General features: G+C 62.4%; 19 protein-coding genes and 1 tRNA gene. 9 read left to right on the top strand and 11 right to left on the bottom strand.

All coding sequences use genetic code 11. The features are described from left to right. Positions 1 to 33 precede the first annotated feature (33 nt). The 3 genes from LDN75_RS06470 to mca all read right to left on the bottom strand — a co-directional run bounded on the left by LDN75_RS06470 (position 34) and on the right by mca (position 3,466). The gene (locus LDN75_RS06470) at positions 34 to 2,190 is read right to left on the bottom strand and encodes a thioredoxin domain-containing protein (RefSeq protein WP_223936326.1); all 2,157 of its coding nucleotides are present in this window, start codon (positions 2,188 to 2,190) and stop codon (positions 34 to 36) included. Next, on the bottom strand, positions 2,168 to 2,452 hold the full coding sequence (locus tag LDN75_RS06465; RefSeq protein ID WP_223936325.1) for a hypothetical protein: 285 nt from the start codon (positions 2,450 to 2,452) through the stop codon (positions 2,168 to 2,170). The genes LDN75_RS06470 and LDN75_RS06465 overlap by 23 nt, the downstream gene beginning before the upstream one ends. A gap of 108 nt (positions 2,453 to 2,560) precedes the next feature. Beyond that, complete coding sequence (mca, locus tag LDN75_RS06460) at positions 2,561 to 3,466, bottom strand: mycothiol conjugate amidase Mca (protein ID WP_223936324.1); 906 nt, start codon at positions 3,464 to 3,466, stop codon at positions 2,561 to 2,563. A gap of 77 nt (positions 3,467 to 3,543) precedes the next feature. Between mca and LDN75_RS06455 the strand changes: the two genes are divergently transcribed. Further along, complete coding sequence (locus LDN75_RS06455; RefSeq protein WP_223936323.1) at positions 3,544 to 4,002, top strand: DUF4307 domain-containing protein; 459 nt, start codon at positions 3,544 to 3,546, stop codon at positions 4,000 to 4,002. Between the two features lie 151 nt (positions 4,003 to 4,153). Further along, positions 4,154 to 4,648, top strand: coding sequence for a transcription elongation factor GreA (gene greA / locus LDN75_RS06450; protein ID WP_223936322.1), 495 nt, complete (start codon positions 4,154 to 4,156; stop codon positions 4,646 to 4,648). Positions 4,649 to 4,783: 135 nt separating this feature from the next. Here greA and LDN75_RS06445 read toward each other — a convergent pair whose 3' ends face one another. The 4 genes from LDN75_RS06445 to LDN75_RS06430 are packed head-to-tail and all read right to left on the bottom strand — an operon-like array spanning position 4,784 to position 8,963. Then, positions 4,784 to 5,398, bottom strand: a complete 615-nt coding sequence (locus LDN75_RS06445; RefSeq protein WP_223936321.1) for a rhomboid family intramembrane serine protease — start codon at positions 5,396 to 5,398, stop codon at positions 4,784 to 4,786. A gap of 14 nt (positions 5,399 to 5,412) precedes the next feature. Further along, a complete protein-coding gene (ilvA, locus tag LDN75_RS06440; protein ID WP_223936320.1) occupies positions 5,413 to 6,651 on the bottom strand; it encodes a threonine ammonia-lyase in 1,239 nt (412 codons plus the stop codon). A 3-nt stretch (positions 6,652 to 6,654) separates the two neighbouring features. After that, positions 6,655 to 7,935: an AI-2E family transporter gene (locus LDN75_RS06435; protein ID WP_223936319.1), complete on the bottom strand. Its 1,281-nt coding sequence runs from the start codon at positions 7,933 to 7,935 to the stop codon at positions 6,655 to 6,657. 59 nt (positions 7,936 to 7,994) lie between these two features. Next, positions 7,995 to 8,963, bottom strand: a complete 969-nt coding sequence (locus LDN75_RS06430; protein WP_223936318.1) for an aldose 1-epimerase family protein — start codon at positions 8,961 to 8,963, stop codon at positions 7,995 to 7,997. Between the two features lie 80 nt (positions 8,964 to 9,043). Here LDN75_RS06430 and galT point away from each other — a divergent pair, with 80 nt between their 5' ends. The 3 genes from galT to LDN75_RS06415 are packed head-to-tail and all read left to right on the top strand — an operon-like array spanning position 9,044 to position 12,649. Continuing rightward, the gene (gene galT / locus LDN75_RS06425; RefSeq protein ID WP_223936317.1) at positions 9,044 to 10,204 is read left to right on the top strand and encodes a galactose-1-phosphate uridylyltransferase; all 1,161 of its coding nucleotides are present in this window, start codon (positions 9,044 to 9,046) and stop codon (positions 10,202 to 10,204) included. Continuing rightward, positions 10,201 to 11,355: a galactokinase gene (galK, locus tag LDN75_RS06420; protein WP_223936316.1), complete on the top strand. Its 1,155-nt coding sequence runs from the start codon at positions 10,201 to 10,203 to the stop codon at positions 11,353 to 11,355. The genes galT and galK overlap by 4 nt, the downstream gene beginning before the upstream one ends. 55 nt (positions 11,356 to 11,410) lie before the next feature. Next, positions 11,411 to 12,649: an acetyl-CoA C-acetyltransferase gene (locus LDN75_RS06415; RefSeq protein ID WP_223936315.1), complete on the top strand. Its 1,239-nt coding sequence runs from the start codon at positions 11,411 to 11,413 to the stop codon at positions 12,647 to 12,649. Between the two features lie 97 nt (positions 12,650 to 12,746). Here the strand turns inward: LDN75_RS06415 and LDN75_RS06410 are convergent, their stop codons facing one another. Further along, on the bottom strand, positions 12,747 to 13,670 hold the full coding sequence (locus LDN75_RS06410) for a Bax inhibitor-1/YccA family protein (RefSeq protein ID WP_223936314.1): 924 nt from the start codon (positions 13,668 to 13,670) through the stop codon (positions 12,747 to 12,749). Between the two features lie 279 nt (positions 13,671 to 13,949). Here LDN75_RS06410 and LDN75_RS06405 point away from each other — a divergent pair, with 279 nt between their 5' ends. From LDN75_RS06405 to LDN75_RS06390, 4 genes are all read left to right on the top strand, one after another. After that, complete coding sequence (locus tag LDN75_RS06405; RefSeq protein WP_223936313.1) at positions 13,950 to 15,347, top strand: branched-chain amino acid ABC transporter permease; 1,398 nt, start codon at positions 13,950 to 13,952, stop codon at positions 15,345 to 15,347. A 9-nt stretch (positions 15,348 to 15,356) separates the two neighbouring features. Then, on the top strand, positions 15,357 to 16,325 hold the full coding sequence (locus LDN75_RS06400) for a branched-chain amino acid ABC transporter permease (RefSeq protein WP_223936312.1): 969 nt from the start codon (positions 15,357 to 15,359) through the stop codon (positions 16,323 to 16,325). A gap of 119 nt (positions 16,326 to 16,444) precedes the next feature. Next, positions 16,445 to 17,395: an ABC transporter ATP-binding protein gene (locus LDN75_RS06395; RefSeq protein ID WP_223937507.1), complete on the top strand. Its 951-nt coding sequence runs from the start codon at positions 16,445 to 16,447 to the stop codon at positions 17,393 to 17,395. Then, complete coding sequence (locus LDN75_RS06390; RefSeq protein ID WP_223936311.1) at positions 17,392 to 18,162, top strand: ABC transporter ATP-binding protein; 771 nt, start codon at positions 17,392 to 17,394, stop codon at positions 18,160 to 18,162. Before LDN75_RS06395 ends, LDN75_RS06390 begins: the two co-directional genes overlap by 4 nt. Before the next feature lie 227 nt (positions 18,163 to 18,389). Here LDN75_RS06390 and LDN75_RS06385 read toward each other — a convergent pair whose 3' ends face one another. The 3 genes from LDN75_RS06385 to LDN75_RS06375 form a co-directional block, all read right to left on the bottom strand. Next, the gene (locus LDN75_RS06385; protein ID WP_223936310.1) at positions 18,390 to 19,745 is read right to left on the bottom strand and encodes an ABC transporter substrate-binding protein; all 1,356 of its coding nucleotides are present in this window, start codon (positions 19,743 to 19,745) and stop codon (positions 18,390 to 18,392) included. Between the two features lie 239 nt (positions 19,746 to 19,984). Next, positions 19,985 to 20,058: transfer RNA gene (locus tag LDN75_RS06380), tRNA-Leu, on the bottom strand. Between the two features lie 21 nt (positions 20,059 to 20,079). After that, positions 20,080 to 21,000 (bottom strand): N-acetyltransferase, encoded by a 921-nt coding sequence (locus LDN75_RS06375; protein ID WP_223936309.1) that lies wholly within the window; start codon positions 20,998 to 21,000, stop codon positions 20,080 to 20,082. Positions 21,001 to 21,056: the final 56 nt, after the last annotated feature.

Below are 21,056 nucleotides of genomic sequence, written 5' to 3'. Positions count from 1 at the left end.
CAGCCCGCCAGCCGGCAGCAGTCCACCATTCCCTCAGGCGCCGGAGGTCATCCGTGCCAGCATGGAGTGCACCTCCGCGACCGTCCCCACCGGTCTTTCGCACACCATATCCCGGCACAAATACACCTGGGGAGAGCCGTCGGGCCCACCCGCGCGATGAACCAGCAAGGGGACCTCGCCATCACCAGCCGGGGACGCGGCGTCGTCCTCTTGCACTGCGACCACCAGTCCCGGGCTGGCCGATTTGAGAAGCGCTTCGTGCAGTTCCTGCCGCAAACGCGACCCAGGGCCAGCGACGGCGGCCTCCACTGGCCCGGCCAGCGCCGCTTGCGCCGTGGCCAGGAGCCAACCGGCAACGCGAGGTGCCCGTGTTGCCAGCGGCGGAAGCAAGCCCAGGATATTCCCCGCCATGAGGCGGTGGGCATGTGAGCCTGAGTAGGCGGAATACGTCAGCAGCGCGCCAGCAAACCCGGCTGCCCCGCTGGGCGTGGCATTGTCGAACGGATCAAGGGCAGCGCGCTGCCCCTGGGCGTTGAACACCTGCCCCGATTCCCCGGCCGAATCAGCAAGGTGTCCGTCCTCTACAAAATGCGCTTCAGCGGCCTGGATGAGTTGCTCCGCGAGACGGTACCAGCGCTTTGTCCCCGTCACCGCGTACAGGGAAAACAGGCCCTCTGCGCAGAACGCGTAGTCTTCCAGGAGTCCCCCAATGCCGCGGGCCTTGGAATCGTGCGAGACCCGGACCAGCAGCCCGTCTTCAGCATTCCAATGCACATTCTCGAGATAAGCAGCAACCTTCCCAGCGGCAGCCACGAGATCCGGGCGGCCCAGCACGGCTCCGGCCTCGGCCAGCCCCGCTATCGCGAGCCCGTTCCAACCAGCCACCACTTTCTCGTCCCTCGCGGGCTGGTTCCGGAGATCCCGCGCGGCAAGGACGGAAGGCCTGACCCGGTGCCAGAGCCTGGATTCGGAGGCGGACAAGGGCCGGCCGGGATGCAGCGGCGAACCCAATTCCGAGACGGTCCCGTGGGCGCCCACATTCATCATGCGGGCCACGGCCGCGGCGTCATCAGGGCCGAGGACCTCACGCAAGGCCCCTGGCGTCCATAGGTACGCTGCGCCCTCGTGGTGCACACCGTCCACCACGGTATCGGCGTCCAGCGACGAAGCCAGGCCACCCCCTGGCAGCCCCAGCGAGGCCAGCATCCAGTCCGCGCACATGGATGCTGTCTCCGCCGCTTCCTCAGGCGGGAACACTTCATTGCCCCCTAGCCGCACCCAGTGGGCGTAGACACGCAGGAGCTGGGCATTGTCGTAGAGCATTTTCTCGAAGTGGGGCACGGACCAATCCGCCGTGACAGAGTACCGGGCGAAACCGCCGTCGAGCTGGTCACAGAGCGCCGAACGCGCCATCCCGGCCAGTGCGCGTGCGGCCATGTCACGCGCAGCGTCCGCCGTCTCCGGCGCAGCCGCAGCGTTGCGGATGAGGAACTCAAGAACCGCCGACGGCGGAAACTTTGGGGCGCCGCCAAACCCGCCGGCGTCTGGGTCTTCAGACCGGGCCAAAATCTTCACGGCATCCGAAAGAAGCCGGGCATCAAGTTCTTCGGGCGGGCCATCAAGCCGTACGGCGGATGACAGCTGGGCATTGGCCATGTTGGCGGCCAGTCCCCTGGCGTTCTGTTCAACAGCTTCGCGGCGTTCAATCCATGCCTCGTGGACCGCCTCCAGCACGTTCCGGAAGGACGGCCGGCCGGGCATGGGAGCTGGCGGGAAGTACGTGCCTGCGTGGAAGGCGAGGCCGTCCGGAGTCAGGAAAACGGACATTGGCCAGCCGCCTTCGCCACTGATGGCCTGCGTGGCAGCCATGTAGACAGAATCGACATCCGGCCGTTCTTCGCGGTCCACCTTGATGGGCACAAAGTGGGCGTTCAGGTAGTCCGCGGTTTCCTGGTCCTCGAAGGACTCGTGGGCCATGACGTGGCACCAGTGGCATGCGGCATACCCGATGGAGAGAAACACGGGGACATCCCGGGCAGCCGCGAAAGCAAATGCCTCGTCTCCAAAGGGGCGCCAGAAGACAGGATTATCGGCGTGTTGGCGCAAATAGGCAGACGGTTCTGCGCCCAGGACGTTGGCAGCCCCGGGCCAGTTGTTTCTGCGCGGGTCAGCGGGTCCCTGGACCGGCATCGCCGTTCTCGTCCGTGGTGCCGGCGTCAGCAGTCCCAGCCTCGGCCGCCAAGCGTGCTTCCTCCACCTGCGCACGGTACCGAACCCTGCGGATACGGCGAACCATGTCCACGATGAGGAACGTCGTGAGGATCACGATGAAGGCCGTGAGGACGAAACCCCAGGTGCCTGGGGTCACCTGGTCCTCGGACAGGCCAGGCCGCAGCGTCCCCGTGGGGTCCGGCGACGGGCTGACGGTCAGGGCGAGGATCAAGTGGTGCACGTTCAAACCTTCTATGGGAGCTGATGCATGCCGGCTGGCTTCAGCGTGAGCGGGGCAGTTCTATGGCCGCCGGCGACTTCTACAAACGATAGAAACTAGTGGCGATACTTATCTTATCCCCGCAAAGAGATCCTTTTCGGGTAACTCCGTAGGGACCCGGGACGTGATCAGCGTGTAGTCCTCCCATGGCCACGCCGTTCGCTGCAGTTCAGGTGAGACGGCAAAGAAGAAACCCACGGGATCAATCTGCGTTCGATGCGCCCGGAGGGCGTCATCACGGGCCTCGAAGAAGTCACCGCAGTCCACCTGCGTGGTGGTCTGGCGTGCGGGAGCGGGAGGAGTGTGGCCCTCTGCATCGGCTTCAAGCCAGGCGGCCAGCCGCTCAGCATAGGGCGACTGCAGCCCAGCTTCTTCCAGCGCAAAGTGCAGTGCACGGAAGCGCTCGGGGCTGAAGGCGCGATCGTAATAGAGTTTGCTGGGTGCCCACGGCTCCCCTGTTCCGGGGTAGCGCGTGGCGTCGCCCGCTGCCTCAAACGCCTCCACCGCGACCTTGTGGGCCATGATGTGGTCCGGGTGCGGGTACCCACCATTTTCGTCGTAGCTGATGATGACGTGCGGCTTGAAGTCGCGGACCAAGCGGACCAGCGGAGCCGTGGCGCGTTCCAACGGTTGCAGGGCAAAGCATCCCGGCGGTAGCGGCGGAAGGGGATCACCCTCGGGCAGGCCCGAGTCCACGAACCCAAGCCAGCGCTGCCGGATACCAAGCACGGCCGCCGCGTTGGCCATTTCCAGCCGGCGCGCGCCTGCCATGTCCCGCTTGGGGTGCGGAGCTTCCACCATTCCAGGGTTTTGGATGTCGCCCCGGGAACCATCGGTGCAGGTGGCGACCATGACCTCTACTCCTGCAGCGGCATACATCGCCATGGTCGCTGCACCCTTGCTGGACTCATCGTCCGGATGAGCGTGGACGGCGAGCAGCCGCAGCTGCTGCTCGGAACTGCTGGACGCTGTCACTCGACGGCTCCTCTTTCATGGACGGTGCTAAATCAGGACTGTGCAGGAGGTGCCGGGATCCGCACTAAACTGGATGGGTGACTTCAGAGGACCTATCGGCCACCGAACTACCGGCAAGCAACAGCCTAGCCAATCGCTACGGTGGTCAAAAGCGCGGCTTGAGCCGTACATCGAGGCGGAACATCGTCATCGTGGCCCTGGTCCTCGGAATTGTGTTCGCAGCATGGGTGGCAACATCCTCCGCGCAAGCCCCTGTCACCTTCAAGGACATCGGATACAGCACCGTGGATGGCACTGAAGCCGAGGTCGACTACCAAGTCACGAAGTACCCCGGAGCCACAGCGAAATGCGCCGTGAAGGCCATGGATTCCAAGTTCGCGGTGGTGGGCTGGAAAGTGGTTGAGATCGGCCCTAATGAGCCTAAGGACGGCGCCGACGGCGGGAGTACGACATCCCAGCGCACAGTGTTGAGAACCGAGTCTCCAGCCGTGTCCGGCGTAGTGGATAATTGCTGGATCGTGGACAGCGGGAAATAACAATCGTGTGACCCACGACTCAACCAGTTTGGGTTCGTCCAGAGGATTTACTACAATGGATGAAACCTTCACCCCGTTAAGTTGGTTACTGAGTTCCACGAGTGGCCACCTCGGCGGGGTCTTTGCTTTGTCAGATCAAGAGGAGAAATCCGTGTCTACCACCAATAGCGCCACAGCAGCTTGGCTTACCCAGGAAGCTTTCGACCGCTTGAAGGCTGAGCTGGACCACCTTTCCGGCGCTGGCCGGGCGGAAATCGTCCAGAAGATCGAAGCCGCCCGCCAAGAAGGCGACCTCAAGGAAAACGGCGGGTACCACGCAGCCAAGGAAGAGCAGGGCAAGATTGAAGCCCGCATCCGTCAGCTCACAGCACTCCTGCGCGACGCCCAGGTGGGCGAGGCCCCTGCCGATGACGGAATCGTGGAGCCCGGCATGCTGGTTGTTGCCCGCATCGCCGGGGACGAGGAGACCTTCCTGCTCGGCTCCCGCGAGATCGCCGGAGACTCCGACCTCGATGTCTTCAGCGAGAAATCTCCGCTCGGTGCCGCCATCATCGGCCACAAGGAGGGCGAAAAGCTGAGCTACACCGCCCCCAACGGCAAGGAAATTCCGGTGGAGATCGTTTCCGCCAAGCCGTACGTCGCCTAGGCAGCGCGAAAAGCCCGACGCCGGTCCACCCCTTTCCGGGGTGGGCCGGCGTTTTTCGTGCCCGGGTAACCCAACTGGGTCGCAGCAGTGCGCGTTTTGAGAGCTCATAACGCGCACAAATGCGACTTACTTGGGTCAGGTGGCGGCCTGGAGTCTCGGACGCAGCAGGATGGCCGCGATGACCCCTCCAATGGCCCCGCCCAGATGGGCCTGCCACGAAATAAAGCCCATGACGGTGGGCAGCACACCAAAGAGAATGCTGCCGTACGCCATGAAGAGCACCACGGACAGAAGAATCTGCCACCAGTTCCTGTTGAAGAAGCCCCTGACCAGAAGGAATGCGAAGAACCCGAACACCAGCCCGGACGCCCCCACTGTCACTCCTCCCCCGCCAATAAGCCACACCGTCAAGCCAGAACCCAGCCAGCTAAAGGCCAAAGCTGTGAGGAACACCCTGATGCCAGCCAGGAAAACCAGGAAACCGAAAATGATGAGTGGCAGGGTGTTGGAGAGCAAATGGTTGAGGTTCGCATGCAGCAGTGGGAACGTCAGGATGTCCAGCACGCCGTCCAGGCTGCGCGACCGCAACCCAAAAGTCCCGTTGAGTCCATGCCTCATCAACGTATTGAGGAACTCGATGACGTAAAGCAGGATCACGAAGCTGCCCATGAACAGCAGGCCGCCCTTGGCTCGGCCCGCGAGTGTCTCCTTGGCCTCGGCCTTGGATCCGTCAGGCGTTTCGAGCACCATGTCCGCGACTCCTGTCAGTGCACCACGATCGGCTGGAAGCCTTCGGCCCTCAAGGCGCCGAGGACCTGTTCGCCGTGTTCGTGGCCCTTCGTTTCCAGGTTGATGGTGATGGAAACATCGCCCATGCTGATGGAGCCGCCCAGGCGCGTGTGGTCCAGGCCCGTGACGTTGGCGTCGTTTTCGGCAATGATGCGGGCGATCGTAGCCAGTGAGCCCGGGCGGTCGTCCAGCATCATTCGCACCGTCATGAACCGGCCCGCGGCAGAGAGACCGCGTTGGATGACTTTGAGCATCAGCATCGGATCGATGTTGCCACCGGAAAGCACGACGGCGGTGTTCCCGGGGTTTTCGATCTTGCCGTCCATCAGCGCGGCTACTCCCACCGCGCCTGCCGGCTCCACGACCATCTTGGCCCGTTCCAGGAGGAAGATCAGGGCCCGTGCGAGGGAATCCTCGCTCACGGTCACGACGTCGTCCACGAGTTCGCGGATGATGCTGAAAGGAAGCTGCCCTGGCCGCCCCACAGCGATGCCATCGGCCATGGTGGAAACCTTTTTGAGGGGCACCAGGGCGTCGGCGGCGAGGGACGGAGGGTAAGCTGCTGCGTTTTCCGCCTGCACTCCGATGACGCGGATCTCGCGGCCGAGCTCTTTGGCCCTTGCCTTGATGGCCACTGCGACGCCTGCAAGCAGTCCGCCGCCGCCAACACCCATGAGGATGGTGTCCACGTTGGGGATCTGGTCCAGGATCTCCAGCCCAATGGTGCCCTGGCCCGCGACGACGTCCACGTTGTCAAAGGGGTGCACAAAAACGGCGCCCGTTTCATTGGCATAGCGCTGGGCTTCGGCCAGTGCCTCATCCACGTTGTGGCCGTGCAGGATAACTTCGGCACCGTGGCTGCGCGTTGCTGCAAGCTTGGGAAGCGCGACGCCCAGCGGCATGTAGATCCGGGCGTTGATGCCCAGGCTCTTTGCGGCTACGGCTACGCCCTGGGCGTGGTTGCCTGCAGAGGCAGCCACCACCCCGCGCTTCTTTTCGGCATCAGTCAGGCGCGCCATCCGCACATAGGCGCCACGGACCTTGAAGGATCCGGCACGCTGCAGGTTCTCGCATTTGAAAAAAACATTGCCGCCCACGAGGCTGCCCAGCGCACGGGAGGACTCCACCGGAGTCTTCGTAATAATGCCCTCGAGCAGCTCCTGCGCCTTGAGGACATCGTCCAGTGTGACGGGCAGGGTTTCGAGGGTATTCACTGACTATTCTCCTTTATTGGTGTCAACTGCAGGCTCCTGGACGGAGGTGTTATCTGCGGTCCTGGTCTTGCCGGCAGCGCCGCTGGCGCCGTGGGATCCGACTCTCGGAAGGTGGACTTCCTTGAAGTTGGAGTCGCCATCCGTTTCCGTGGATGCGGCCCCAGGCTGCAGCTCGGCCGCACCCAATCCTTCATCATGTTCCCACGTCCGGCCGGCAATGTAGCGAACCGCCGTGTTTACTACGGCGAGCAGTGGTACTGCAAAGAGCGCTCCAGGAATGCCTGCGAGATAGGATCCCGCAGCCACGGAAAGGATCACTGCCACGGGATGAAGTGCCACAGCCTTGCCCATGACCAGCGGCTGCAGGATATGGCTTTCCAGTTGCTGGACAAGCAAGACGATGGCCAGCATGATCAGGGCATTCACGGGTCCATTGGCGACCAGTGCCAGCAGGACGGCGATCGCACCAGTGACCAACGCACCCACCACGGGAATGAACGAACCAATGAACACCAGGACACCGAGCGGAAGTGCCAAGGGTACCTGGATGATGGCGGCGCCGACACCGATGCCCACCGCATCCACGAACGCGACGAACATCTGGATCCGGGCGTAGCTGACCATCGAAGTCCAGCCGCGCCGTCCGGCACCATCAGCTGCCCTTCGGGCTGCCCTGGGCAGGAGCCGGACCAGGAACGCCCAGATCCTGGTGCCTTCGAGCAGGAAGAAGATCAGGATAAAGAGTGCCAGGACCAAGCCGGCGGCGAAGTGTCCGGCGGTGCTGCCAAAGGACAAAGCACCGCTGAGGATGCTGCTGCTGTTGTCCTGCAGGGCAGTGGCGCCGTCGGAAATGTACTGGTCAATCTGGGCAGCCGTCAGGTGCAGGGGCCCGGATGCAAGCCAGTCCTGGATCTGCTGGATTCCCGTGAGGGCCTCAGTCCAAAGCTCCTCAAATCCCGAGACAAGCTGCCTTCCTACCAGCGCAAGCGCGCCTCCGATGACCCCAATGAAACCCAGCACCGTGATGGCCACGGCCGCACCGTTGGGCAGGTTCCGCTTGCGCAACCAGACCACCACTGGGTAGAGGAGTCCGGCCAGGAGGGCAGCGACCATCACCGGAATAATGAGGAAGCTGACCTTGCCAAGCAGCCACACCAAGGCGCCGATCATCAACAGGATCAGGCCCATCCGCCACGACCATGCGGCTGCAATGCGCACTCCGTAGGGAATGTCTTGGGCGATTTGTAGGTCAGAACGTGATTTGGCGTCCGGTGTTGGCGTCATAAACCCATACTTCCGCAGGCCGCCCCGTAAGGGAAACCGGCCCGCCGCGCGTGCATGGTCTAGAGGGAGGCGGTAATCCCCCACGTCATGGTGAAGGACTCCCCCGGCGCAAGCCAACGCAAACCGTCCCCACTGTTAAAGGCGTTGGCTGGACCGGTCATGGGCTCAATAGCGACCACTTTGGAACGGCCAGGGAAGGTGTCGGTGACGAACACATGGACATACTGGCAGTTTTGGTCCTGTTCGAGGGAGACACTGCGTCCATCCGGCGCCGTGAGCGTGTGGCGGGCCACGCCGCCGTCGAACGTCAGGTCCGTCAAGGCGACGTCGATGTCCAGGCTGCCCACCGTACGACCCCCGGAAAAGTCCCAATCGCCTTCCACAGAGGCGGTGCTGCGGGGAATCAGTCGATCATCCGCTACGAGGCGCGTGGCTGCGTTGACCGTCAGGATCAAATCCTCAGGGGTTACGTCGCCAAGACGCAGGTATGGATGGGAGCCAAGGACGAACGGAGCACTGGCCTCGGAATCGTTGGCCAGCGTTTGTGAGACACGAAGGTCCAGGTTTCCGTCGAGCTCATACCGGACAAGGTGCCGGACAAGGAAAGGGTAGCCATGCTGTGGGAAGACGGTTGCTTCAAGCGTCACCGAGAATTCGGATTCATCCACCAACGTATAGCCGGAGTTCCGAAGGAGTCCGTGGCTGGCGTTGTTGCGTGAGACCTCGGTGATGTCGAGTTGCTGCTTTTTGCCGTTGAGATACCAGATGCCATCCTCCACCCGGTTGGCCCACGGGGCGAGCGCGATTCCTGTGGCTCCCGGCGGAATCTCGGCGTCGCCGTAACTTTCGGTTAATTGGACACCGTCGCGGGAATACAACCGCAGACCCGCCGCGAGCTCGGTGACTATGGCGAGCGCGTCGTCGCGGCGAAGCTCGAATTGGCGGCCAGTGGCGAAGCGGCGGGGTGCGGAATCGGCCCCGTTTTCGGCGGATGGGGAAGTGGCAGGCATGGCAATACCGTACTGCATTCACGTCCTTTCACCACGAGCGACATGTTAGCTTTTGTTTGAAACTATGCGTTTTTGGTTGCTTGTGGGATGATGGATCCATGAGTCGCATTACCAGCACCCGCCTCGCTGACAACCGTGAGCTGATCTACTTCGATGACCCCGGAACTCCCGAGCGCACACCGGACTCGCTGGTGGACCACCGCGAGCTGCCGGCCCGCGGCGAGCCCGGCGAGGTCAGGTATGACGCCCTATCCGGTGAGTGGGTAGCAGTGGCTGCCCACCGCCAAAGCCGCACCCACCTCCCGCCGGCGCACCAGTGCCCCATTTGCCCCACCACTGCTGACAACCCGTCGGAGATCCCCGCCCCGGATTACGACGTCGTGGTCTTCGAGAACCGTTTCCCCTCGCTGGGACCGGCACTGGGCGACATTCCGGAGATCCCGGGGAACGGATTCGCCGGCCACGCCGTCACCGGGCCCGCCTTCGGTCGTTGTGAAGTTGTGGCTTTCACCCCGCAGCACACGGGGTCCTTTGCTGAGTTGGGACAGACCCGCGCCCGCACGGTCATCGAGGCCTGGGCACAACGCACTGAGGCGCTAAGCGCACTGCCCGGCATCAAACAGGTCTTTCCCTTCGAGAACCGCGGCGCTGATATCGGGGTCACCCTGCACCACCCGCACGGCCAGATATATGCGTACCCCTACGTCACGCCCCGGGCGGCCACCCTTGGCGCGGTTGCCCGCAAGTACTACGACGACGTCGACGCCAAAGAAACGCTCGCCGCCTCGCTCCTCAAGGCAGAACGCGAGGATGGCAGCCGCATGGTTCTCGAAGCCAATCACTTCAGCGCCTACGTGCCCTTCGCTGCTCGCTGGCCCCTGGAAATCCATCTTGTCCCCCACCGCAGCGTCCCCGACCTGGCAGCCCTGACGGGCGAAGAACGCGACGAACTCTCCCACGTCTACCTGGACCTGCTGAAGCGCCTTGATGCCCTGTACCCGACCCCGATGCCGTACATCTCCGCCTGGCACCAAGCCCCGTTGGATCCGATCCTGCGCCCAGCCGGCCAGTTGCACTTGCAGCTGACGTCACCGCGCCGCGCTGCCGATAAGCTCAAGTACCTGGCGGGTTCCGAAGCAGCGATGGGCGCGTTCATCAACGACACCACCCCGGAAGCCGTGGCGGAGCGACTGCGCAACGTCGCTGCTGCCACAGACGCCACACAGTTGGCCGAGACCCTGGAAGGCACCCGAGCATGACCACCACCACTGACACCAGCGTGCTTTCCGCGCGCTTCCAGGAGACCTTTGGTTCAGTTCCCGACGGCGTGTGGCAGGCACCGGGGCGCGTCAACCTGATCGGTGAACACACGGACTACAACGAGGGCTTCGTCCTGCCCTTCGCTATTGATAAGACAGCCAAGGTGGCTGTTCGGCTTCGCGGGGATTCCACCGTGCGGCTGTTGTCCATGTTCGGTGGTCACGGCCTGGTGGAGGCTGACCTCTCCGGCTTGGAACCGGGATCCGGGCAGGGCTGGTCACGCTACCCGCTCGGAGTCGCCTGGGCCTTGAAGGAACGTGGCATCGACGTTCCCGGTTTTGACCTCCTGCTCGATTCCGACGTTCCGCTGGGTGCTGGACTCTCTTCCTCCCACGCAATCGAATGTGCGGTCATTTCTGCCCTCAACGACCTCACCGGGGCAGGTTTAGGCGCCGAGGATCTGGTGCTTGCGACGCAGCGCGCTGAGAACGTGTTCGTCGGAGCACCCACCGGCATCATGGACCAGTCAGCTTCCCTCCGTGGAGCCAAGGGGCACGCTGTGTTCCTGGATTGCCGGGACCAGCACGTTGACCTGGTCCCCTTCGATGCGGAGGGCCTGGTCCTGCTGGTCATCGACACCAAGGTGTCCCATTCACATGCAGACGGCGGTTACGCCTCCAGGCGCGCGTCCTGCGAGTTGGGTGCCGAGATCCTCGGAGTCAAAGCACTGCGCGACGTCGGCGTGGAAACTTTGGAGGAAGCCTCCGGCTTGCTGGACGAGACAACCCTACGCAGGGTTCGGCACGTCGTCACCGAAAACGACCGCGTGCTCCAGACCGTGGAAATCCTCAACAGCGAAGGGCCCGCCAGCATTGGCGCGTTGCTGGACGCCAGCCATGTGTCCATGCGAGACGACTTCGAGATCTCCTGCCCTGAGCTGGACCTCGCTGTGGAGACGTCCCGGGCCAACGGCGCGATCGGCGCCCGCATGACGGGTGGGGGTTTCGGCGGTTCTGCCATCGCCCTGACTCCGGTGGGCCAGGAGCAGCAGGTTCGCGACGCCGTCGTGCGTTCCTTCGCTGAGAGGGGCTTCACCGCCCCGGACATCTTCACCGTGACTCCAGCGGCAGGCGCCCTTCGCCTGGCCTGACCGTCCCACGGCTTACGCCCGCCGTCCTTCCAGATGCCGGGCGTAAGCTGGGGCCATGACTGAGGCTGTCATCGTTTCCACTGCCAGAAGTCCAATTGGCCGGGCCTTCAAAGGCTCCCTTAAGGACGAACGTCCCGACGACCTTGCTACTGCCATGGTGCAGGCCGCTCTCGCGAAAGTTCCAAGTTTCAATCCTGCTGCCGAAGACGGCGGCGGGCTTGATGACATCCTGCTGGGCTGCGCCGAACCCAGCGGGGAAGCGGGCTCCAACATGGCCCGTGTGGTCGCCGTCCTCGCAGGCCTGGACCACGTACCGGCCGCTACCGTCAACCGATTCTGCGCGTCCAGCCTGCAGACCCTCCGGATGGCCTTCCACGCCATCAAAGCCGGGGAAGCGAATGCGATCGTCTCGGCCGGGGTGGAAAGTGTTTCGAGATACCAGAATTGGGCAGGGGCCGGGCAAACCGACGCCGGCAACCACAACCCGCTCTTCGAGTCGGCAGCCCAGCGAACGGCAGCCCGGGCGGCGTCGAACATTCCCTGGACGGACCCGCGGCTTGGCGGGAGGCTTCCCGATATCTATATCGCCATGGGACAGACAGCGGAGAATGTGGCCACCACTTACGGAATCAGCCGGGCCGAGCAGGACCAATGGGGCGTGCTGAGCCAAAATCGCGCCGAGGCTGCCATTGCCTCGGGTTTCTATGCCCGGGAAATCACGCCGTACACGCGAAAGGATCGCACGGTGGTTGATCGGGACGATTCCCCGCGGGCAGGAGTGACCCTGGAAGCTGTATCCACTCTCCAGCCCGTATTTCGTCCCGAAGGCACAGTGACCGCGGGGAATGCGTGCCCACTCAACGATGGCGCCGCCGCCGTCCTCGTCATGAGCGACGCCCGTGCACGCGACCTCGGACTTCAGCCGTTGGCGCGCATTGTGTCCACCGGTGTGTCTGCCCTCTCGCCCGAGCTGATGGGCATGGGACCCGTTAAATCAACGCAACGGGCGTTGGCACGGGCAGGACTGACGATTCACGATATCGACCTCGTGGAGCTCAATGAAGCTTTTGCCGTCCAGGTGGTAGCGAGCGCCCGGGAGCTGGGCATCGACGCAGAGAAGCTCAATGTCCACGGTGGCGCCATTGCCTTGGGCCACCCGTTTGGCATGACCGGAGCGCGCATGACCACCACGCTCTTGAACGGACTGAAGGAACGCGACGGCACGCTTGGCTTGGCCACGTTGTGCGTGGGAGGCGGTCAGGGAATGGCTGTTGTTTTCGAACGCCTCAGCTGAGGCGTCCTCTGAGGGGTGTCCTTTGAGCCGGGCCGGCAGAGTAAAGAAAAATGCCCCCGAAGAATTTTCGGGGGCATTTTCGTGAACTCAAGCGGAGTTAGTCGTCGCCGCGCAAAATTGCCAGAAGCCGAATGATTTCGACGTAGAGCCAAACCAGCGTGACCGTCAGCCCGAAGGCGGCAATCCAGGAGTAGCGCTCAGGGGCGCCGGCGCGGACACCTTCCTCGATGCTGGTGAAGTCCATAATGAGCGAGAAGGCTGCCAGGCCAATTGCAAGGATGCCAATGAAGACGCCAAGCGGGATGCCGGCAATCGTGATACTCGTGCGAAGGCCAAACGGCTCCTGGACTGCACCGGTCCACATCATCACGAGGTTGATCAGTGCGAAGACCGCGTAGCCGATGGTGGCAATCATGAAGAATCGCACCATCTTGGGTGTGGCACGGACCTTGCCGCTCTTGAAGAGCAGTAGCGTGACGCCGAAGACGGCCAGCGTCCCGATGACCGCTTGGAGGCCGACGCCCGGGAACATTCCGTCAAGAATCCGTGTCAGGCCACCGAGGAACAAGCCCTCAAGGCCGGCGTACGCAAGAATCAGTGCCGGTGACGGCTGCTTCTTGAAGGTATTGACGAGGGCCAGGACGAATCCGCCCAGCGCACCGACGATCATGAGCATGGTGGACAGGCCGGGAGCCACAAAGAGCGTAATACCCGCGCCGATGACCAGGGCAACAAGGCAGGCGACGGTCTTCATGATGACGTCGTCGTAGGTCATCCGGCCGGTATCGGCGGGGCCCGCTGCCGGCTGGTTGTACATCTGCTGCAGTTGTTCGTTGGTCATGTTCTGCTGCGGAGCCGACCAAGCGGACTGGGCGTCGAGGACCTGTCCAGGCGCGCGGCCAGGTGCCTGGTTAAACTGCTGGCCGTACGGGTTGGAATACGGATTTTGCGGAACAGGCGGTGCCTGTTTGGCTCCACGGAAATTCTTTCCGTTGAAGATAGGGTTTCCGCCAAGTGCCATTGCGGGTGTCCTCCTGAAAAAGGGCTAAGTGATAATTCACGGTACCAATTACCACGCGCGCACGGCAGGGAAAGTTCCCTTGTTCACCCAGACGAAACTCAACCGTGACACGAATGTGGAAGATTGCTTGTTGCCCAGGACTTCACAGTTGTTATCCGATCGCTATCTTCTGACCTCTATGCAGGGCATTTTTTATCCGCACCGAGCGGTAACATAGGCCACACATGGGTGACTTAGATCACAATCGAGGCAGCTAGGCAGGAACTGTTCGCAAGCCCCATGACCGTTCGCACCGGCTGCAATGGCGCAGCCGGGACCACCCCCACTGTGGAGGTTTCCATTTTGAGAAGCACACTTCGCGACCCGTCCATGAGACGGTCCAAGGGACCGCAGAGAGCCGTGGGGGCGTTTTTCGCAGCCCTCATTGCCGCTCTGTTGATCGCCGCCCCCGCGGCGGAGGCAACCACCCCCTCGCCTTCGCCATCCCCAACGAATTTCCAGAACAATATCAGCGGCTTCCTCCGCGACGACGCCCGCGCGCCCATACCGGGCGTGAAGATCAAGGCCTCGGGCAACGGGTTTGAAGGCGAAGCAACCTCCGGAGCCAACGGCGCCTGGAACATTGGCGTCCCCGTGCAGGGCACGTACAGAGTTGAGCTGGATACCTCCACCTTGCCGGAGGGCATCAAGCTTGCCGATGGCCAGGAGAATCCCCGCGACGTCACGTTCAACCAAACGTCCAACCTGTCGGTGATCTTCGCCTTCGGCAAAGGCATCGTCGTCCAGCAACAGGACTTCGGCCAGAACCTCCTCAACCGCCTCGTTGCAGGATTGAGTTTCGGCCTTCTGCTGGCACTTGCCTCCGTGGGTTTGTCCCTCATCTTCGGTACCACCGGCCTCACCAACTTCGCCCACGGCGAGATGGTGACCATGGGTGCTGTGCTCGTCTTTATGTTCAACGGTTTCGGTTTGCCGTTCTGGCTGGCCATCCTGCTTTCGCTGATCGGTGGTGGGCTCTTCGGGTACGTTCAGGACGCCGGGCTATGGCGTCCCCTTCGGCGGCGGGGTTCAGGCCTGGTCCCCATGATGATCGTCAGCATCGGCCTGGCATTGGCTATCCGCTACGTCATCCAATTTTTCTTCGGTGGCGCTACCCAACAGCTGCCCGGAGCCCAGAGCGCTGAGGTCCAGATCGGGCCCATCTCCATCTCTCCGAACAACCTGTGGTCCCTGTTGATCAGCGCCGTGGTGATCGCCCTGATCGGCATCATCCTGCTGAAGACACGTCTCGGTAAAGCAACCCGTGCGGTGGCAGACAACCCTGCGTTGGCGGCTGCTTCCGGCATCGACGTCGACTCGGTCATCCGGCTTGTATGGATCGTTGGCGGTGTTCTCGCTTCCCTCGGTGGCATCCTATGGGCCTACTACCGGCCCGGCGTGACGTTCGACATGGGCTCGCAAATCCTGCTGCTCATCTTCGCCGGCGTGACGCTCGGTGGCCTGGGAACCGTCTTCGGTGCCCTGATCGGCTCCATCGTCGTCGGTATCTTCGTGGAGCTGACCACAGTCTTTGGCCTCCCGGCCGACCTCAAGTACGTGGGCGCTTTGTTCATCATGATCGTTGTTCTTCTGTTCCGACCGCAGGGTATCCTCGGCCGGCGTGAGCGTGTGGGTTAGGAGCGGGCCATGGACTTCGGATTTATTCTTTCCAGCGCCCTTGGCGAACTGTTCAGTCCAACGACGGCGGCCTACGCACTTGCTGCTCTGGGCCTCGCCGTACACTTCGGCTACTCAGGCCTGTTGAACTTCGGCCAGGCCGGCTTCATGGCCGTGGGCGCCTACGGCTTCGCCATTTCCACGTTGACCTTCAAGACCCCCTTCTTCATCGGATTGCTTATCGCGGTCCTGTGTTCGGTCATCTTCGCCTTCATCCTGGGTATTCCAACACTGCGTTTGAGGGCGGACTACCTTGCCATCGTCACCATCGCGGCGGCTGAAATTGTCCGCTACGTGGTCACCACCAACCAGCTCACCAGCGTCACGGGTTCAGCCAACGGCCTGGCAGCGTTCGAGGGCGGCTTCTATTCCATGAATCCCTTCCCCGAGGGGTCCTACATGGGAATGAACAACCGCGACTTCTTCATCCGGGTTGTGGGTTGGGGCCTGGTCATTATCTGCTGCCTGCTGGTGTGGCTGCTGATGCGCAGCCCATGGGGCCGCGTCCTGAAAGGTATCCGCGAGGACGAGAATGCCGTGCGTTCGCTCGGCAAGAACGTCTACTCCTACAAGATGCAGGCCCTGATTATCGGTGGCATCCTGGGCGCTCTGGCAGGCATGATCTTCACCCTCCCCCGCGGAGCCGTCCAGCCGTCCAACTACGGCACCGAGCTCACGTTCTTCCTCTGGACCTGTCTCCTGCTCGGTGGCATGGCTACCGTCCTAGGCCCAGTGATCGGAGCCATGATCTTCTGGGTGGTGCTCTCGCTGACGCAGAGCCTGCTGTATGGGCTCATCGAATCCGGAGCCATCACATGGCTGACCACTGTCCAGGCCGGCCAGCTGCGCTACATCCTTGTTGGTGTGGCCCTGATGCTCCTGATGATCTTCCGCCCGCAAGGCGTCTTCGGCAATAAGAAGGAGCTTGCTTTCGCATGAGTGAGACCAACGAACAAAACAGCAACAACCCAATCAACCCAGTTACGCCATCCAGCACTGGTAACACTGGTAGCCCTGCCCACCGCGCCACTACAGGGGACGAGGCAAACATTGATTACATGACCGATTCGCGTCCCATCGCGGTCGGAGAAAACACTCCCGGCTGCAAGAAGCGGGATCCGATCGTCGTCGCCGAAAACGTTACGCGGTCCTTCGGCGGCATCAACGCCGTGGACGTCGAATACCTTGAGATCCCCCGCCACAAGATCACGGCCTTGATTGGGCCCAACGGTGCCGGCAAGACCACACTGTTCAACTTGCTCACGGGCTTTGACACTCCAAACAGCGGCAAGTGGCAGTTTGAAGGAAACAGCATTGCCGGCGTCTCGTCCTACAAAGTGGCACGCATGGGCATGGTGCGGACATTCCAGCTGACCAAGGTCATGGGCAAGCTGACAGTCATGGAAAACATGCGGCTGGGTGCAGCAAACCAGCCGGGCGAGCGCCTCTCCAAGGCTCTGTTCAAGGGCATCTGGGGTGGCCGCGAGAAGGAGATCACGGCACAAGCAGACGTGCTCCTTGAGAAGTTCAAGCTGGACACCAAGAAGGACGACTACGCGGCTTCCCTCTCAGGCGGTCAGCGTAAGCTCCTCGAGATGGCCCGCTCCCTCATGGTGCGGCCCAAGCTCGTCATGCTGGATGAGCCCATGGCTGGCGTGAACCCGGCACTGACCCAGTCCCTGCTGGACCACATTAAGAACCTCAAGGCTGAGGGCATGACGGTCCTCTTCGTGGAGCACGACATGAACATGGTGCGCCACATCGCAGACTGGGTAGTAGTCATGGCAGAAGGAAAAATCGTGGCCGAGGGTCCTCCCGGCGAAGTCATGAAGAACCCCGCCGTGATCGACGCCTACCTTGGCGCACACCACGATGTTGACCTCGGCGACGCAGAGGGCATCAAGGTGCTCGAGGCAGAACTTGAAGCCGACGAAGAATCGGTAGTGGGAACAGAAGACGCAGGCATACTGTCCGACATCGTAGAAACCAAGAAGGAGGACGGGAAATGAGCAGCACCAGTGCAATGCCCGCCTCGGCAGATGCTCCGGCAAGTGAATCCGTCGTCAAAGTCACCAACCTGGTGGCGGGCTACATTCCTGGCGTCAACATCCTCAACGGCTGCTCCATCGAGGCCCGCAAGGGCGAGCTGATCGGCATTATCGGCCCCAATGGTGCTGGTAAGTCCACCCTGCTGAAGGCCATGTTCGGCCTGGTGAAAGTCCATTCCGGCACAGTGGTGGTCCGGGGCCAGGATCTCACCGGTTTGAAGGCCAACAAGCTGGTTACGCAGGGCGTCGGCTTTGTCCCCCAGACCAACAATGTCTTCGCAACCCTCACCATCGAAGAGAACCTCCAGATGGGCATGTTCCAGCGGCCCAAGGCGTTCGCTGAACGCTTCGACTTCGTCACCAGCCTCTTCCCGGAGCTGGCCAAGCGACGTGCCCAGCGCGCCGGTTCCCTCTCCGGCGGTGAACGCCAGATGGTAGCCATGGGGCGCGCACTCATGATGGATCCCGCGGTACTCCTGCTCGATGAGCCATCGGCGGGCCTCTCCCCCGTCAAGCAGGACGAGACCTTCCTTCGAGTCCACGAGATCAACCGCGCCGGCGTCTCAGTCATCATGGTGGAACAGAACGCCCGCCGCTGCCTGCAGATCTGCGACCGTGGCTACGTCCTGGACCAAGGAAAGGATGCCTACACGGGCACGGGTCGCGAGCTCATGAAGGACCCCAAGGTCATCCAGTTGTACTTGGGAACCCTGGCAGACGAGGTCTAGCAGCCGCATTTCGCGTTCAAGGAGGGCCTTGGGTTTACCCAAGGCCCTCCTTCGTGCCCCCGTTGCGAGGCCCGCTCTGCGCCCCAAAACCACCCCCACCCACGCACACCAGGCCCCACAACACAGCCCACCCGAGCCGTGGACGAGGGGCACATGAAGCAGAACAGGTCCCCTTCCTGTGCGGAAGGGGACCTGTTGCTTTGTTGCGGTCTAACCAGGGCTTTGGCTTAGAGCTTGCCGAACTCTTCACGGACCGGCTTGTAGGTGTTGTTGTCCTGGTACTCGTAGATACCGATGTACGCCTCGGTGGGGTCACCGGCGTCGGAGAACGTTACCGGACCCGACTGGCCGTCGTAGTCAATGTCCTTGCCCTGGCGAAGCAAAGTTACGCAGGAAGCGAAGTCGGTGCACTTCTCGCCGCCTTGGGAAACTTCCTTCAGCTTGGCTGCGATGTCCGTACCCTTGGTGCTCTTGGCCGCTTCAGAGGCCAGCGAGATCAGGTTCACGGCGTCGTAGGACTCGCCGGCGTAGCTGAAATCCTTCAGTGCAGGATCGATAGCGAGGAGCTTCTGCTTGAAGGCATCCTTTGCGAAGGTACCGGGGATGGTTCCCTGTGCGCCCTTCAGGGTGCCGGCCTGGAAGTCCTTGCTGTAGTCCGAGGTATTGCCGTCAACCATGAACAGCTGCGTGGGCTTAATACCCTTGCCGGTGATCAGGGGGACGATGCTCTTTGCCTGGTCGAAGGTGATCAGTGCGATCGCATCCGGCTTGGCGGCGATGACCTTGTCCACCTGGCTGCTGAACTGCGAGTCACCCTCGTTGAACAGTTCCTCGGCCACAACCTTGCCGCCAGCGGCCTCAAAGGCTGCCTTGACGTTCTTCTGCAGGCCCGTGCCATAGGCGTCGTTGAGGACGATCATGCCCACAGTCTGGGCGCCACAGGTAGCCATGTAGTTGCCCAGGACCTTGCCCTGCAGGACGTCGGAGGGAGCAGTACGCCAGTAAAGGCCCTTGTCGTCCCATGTAGTGAAGTCAGGGGACGTGTTCGCCGGCGAGAACTGGATGACCCCAGCGCCCGTGATCTGGTTGATGACAGTCTTGGAAACACCGGACGAAGCCGCACCGATGATTGCGCTCACGCCCTGGCCCAGGAGGGCGGTGGTGGACTGTGTTGCGATGTCGGTCTTGGTGTCACCGGAATCGCGGTGCACAACCGCAACCGGAGCGCCCAGGACGCCGCCTGCATCATTGACTTCCTTGATACCGAGGTTAACGCCAGCGATTTCGGGTGGGCCGAGGAACGCGAGCGACCCCGTTGTCGGCAGAAGCGATCCAAGTTTCAGAGGAGTGGCGGTAGTGGTGGTCGAGGGAGGTACGGATCCCGTGTTGGTAGCAGCCTGGCTGTTGCCGGCTCCCGCCCCTCCACTCGGAGCCGGGCAGGAGATGCCTGCAGCGGCGGCGGAACTTGACCCGGTCTGGCTCGGCGTGGAGGACCCACCACAAGCTGTGGCCAGGAGGGCAACCCCAATGCCAAGCGCTGTAAGCTTGGCGGCTCGGGGCGCCGCTTGGGAAAGATCAAACATTCGTTGTCTCCTCGATCGAAAGGTGCGAACTGCCTTTGATGCGATAACTCAGGTGTGTTCCTGATTAAGACTCAAACTAGTGCAATTGATCCCTGAACATAAGTGATTCAGGTCACATCCCTATAACACTCGTTGCCTGTGGGGAATCTACGAGCCGGCTGGGAAATATCTCTGAAGAATGCGGCCAATAAATGGCGGCAGGAAATGGAAGGAGAGGAAACCTCCTCCCCTTCCATTTGTGCCCCAGGTGGGACTCGAACCCACAACACGCGGATTTTAAGTCCGCTGCCTCTGCCAATTGGGCTACTGGGGCGCCCGCACCATGGTATCCCAGCTACACGCGTTCGAATGGCTCCGCGCAGCGAAAGGTTCCCCGAACGCCGTCGGGCCATGCCGGAAGCGGCAGCAACTGGAAGTGATCACCCCAGGCAGCCTCGGGTGGTTCCACGCCCAAAGACGTGGCCGGTACATAACCGAAGCGCGGGTAGTAGAGGGGGCTGCCCAGCAGGGCAATCGCGGGCTCGCCGGCCGCCGTGGCGCGCGCGGCGGACTCACGCATCAGGGCCGAACCGACCCCGCGCCGCTGAAATTGCGGGAGGACCCCGATGGGACCCAACCCCACGAGTTCCAGGTCTCCGATCCAGCCGCGGGTGCTGATGACGTGCCCAACAATGTCTCCGCCAATCTCGGCTACTATGCTCAGCTCGGGAATGTACTCGTCGCACTCGAAGAGCTCCCGCAGCAAACCAACTTCCAAGGGCGTCCCCTGGACCGGCTGACCGGTCACCGGAGACACCGAAAAGGCCCTCGCCGTGAGTTCCAGGATTTCAGGGCGGTCTTCCGGCCGCTCCGTCCGAAGCACCACCCCACGGGCCAGCAAACGCAAGACGTCCAAAGCGCGGCCAGCGTCTGCCACAGGAACCAGCAGGTGGTCATGGTGAAAGCCAGCCAGGACGTTGCAACTGATGCCTGCGTGCGTCAGCGCCGCGCTCACTGCGGCCGTCAGTCCCACCGCTTCCAATGCTGAATGGATCTGGAGCGTGATCCAGGAGGCCACGAAATCGTAAGTGAGGCCCATCCTGTCCGCCTCATCCCGTCGCAGGACCACGGTCAGCCCTTCAGCCTCACGGACGGCGGCCTCGATGTCGCCTTCCAACGGCCTGCCGTGCGGCCAGAGCGCGTACACATAGTCGCCATCCCTAATGACAGGATGCAGGGACTCCAGGAGGCTCTTCAGATCGGTTTCGCCAGGCATGGGAACAGCTTAAACGACGACGACGGCCACTCCCTTAAGGGGAGCAGCCGTCGTCG

Origin of the sequence: Arthrobacter sp. StoSoilB5 (assembly GCF_019977235.1) — a bacterium.
Classification (GTDB): domain Bacteria; phylum Actinomycetota; class Actinomycetes; order Actinomycetales; family Micrococcaceae; genus Arthrobacter.
The sequence above is the reverse complement of the archived record's forward strand: the minus strand, read 5'-3'. Positions and strand labels throughout refer to the sequence as shown.

What these genes read in the sequence shown, in the direction of transcription:
- LDN75_RS06470 (WP_223936326.1), bottom strand. Translation starts at nt 2,190, where the DNA reads ATGCCGGTCCAGGGACCCGCTGACCCGCGCAGAAACAACTGGCCCGGG.
- LDN75_RS06445 (WP_223936321.1), bottom strand. Translation starts at nt 5,398, where the DNA reads ATGGTGCTCGAAACGCCTGACGGATCCAAGGCCGAGGCCAAGGAGACA.
- LDN75_RS06435 (WP_223936319.1), bottom strand. Translation starts at nt 7,935, where the DNA reads ATGACGCCAACACCGGACGCCAAATCACGTTCTGACCTACAAATCGCC.
- LDN75_RS06430 (WP_223936318.1), bottom strand. Translation starts at nt 8,963, where the DNA reads ATGCAGTACGGTATTGCCATGCCTGCCACTTCCCCATCCGCCGAAAAC.
- galT (WP_223936317.1), top strand. Translation starts at nt 9,044, where the DNA reads ATGAGTCGCATTACCAGCACCCGCCTCGCTGACAACCGTGAGCTGATC.
- galK (WP_223936316.1), top strand. Translation starts at nt 10,201, where the DNA reads ATGACCACCACCACTGACACCAGCGTGCTTTCCGCGCGCTTCCAGGAG.
- LDN75_RS06415 (WP_223936315.1), top strand. Translation starts at nt 11,411, where the DNA reads ATGACTGAGGCTGTCATCGTTTCCACTGCCAGAAGTCCAATTGGCCGG.
- LDN75_RS06410 (WP_223936314.1), bottom strand. Translation starts at nt 13,670, where the DNA reads ATGGCACTTGGCGGAAACCCTATCTTCAACGGAAAGAATTTCCGTGGA.
- LDN75_RS06405 (WP_223936313.1), top strand. Translation starts at nt 13,950, where the DNA reads ATGACCGTTCGCACCGGCTGCAATGGCGCAGCCGGGACCACCCCCACT.
- LDN75_RS06400 (WP_223936312.1), top strand. Translation starts at nt 15,357, where the DNA reads ATGGACTTCGGATTTATTCTTTCCAGCGCCCTTGGCGAACTGTTCAGT.
- LDN75_RS06395 (WP_223937507.1), top strand. Translation starts at nt 16,445, where the DNA reads ATGACCGATTCGCGTCCCATCGCGGTCGGAGAAAACACTCCCGGCTGC.
- LDN75_RS06390 (WP_223936311.1), top strand. Translation starts at nt 17,392, where the DNA reads ATGAGCAGCACCAGTGCAATGCCCGCCTCGGCAGATGCTCCGGCAAGT.
- LDN75_RS06385 (WP_223936310.1), bottom strand. Translation starts at nt 19,745, where the DNA reads ATGTTTGATCTTTCCCAAGCGGCGCCCCGAGCCGCCAAGCTTACAGCG.
- LDN75_RS06375 (WP_223936309.1), bottom strand. Translation starts at nt 21,000, where the DNA reads ATGCCTGGCGAAACCGATCTGAAGAGCCTCCTGGAGTCCCTGCATCCT.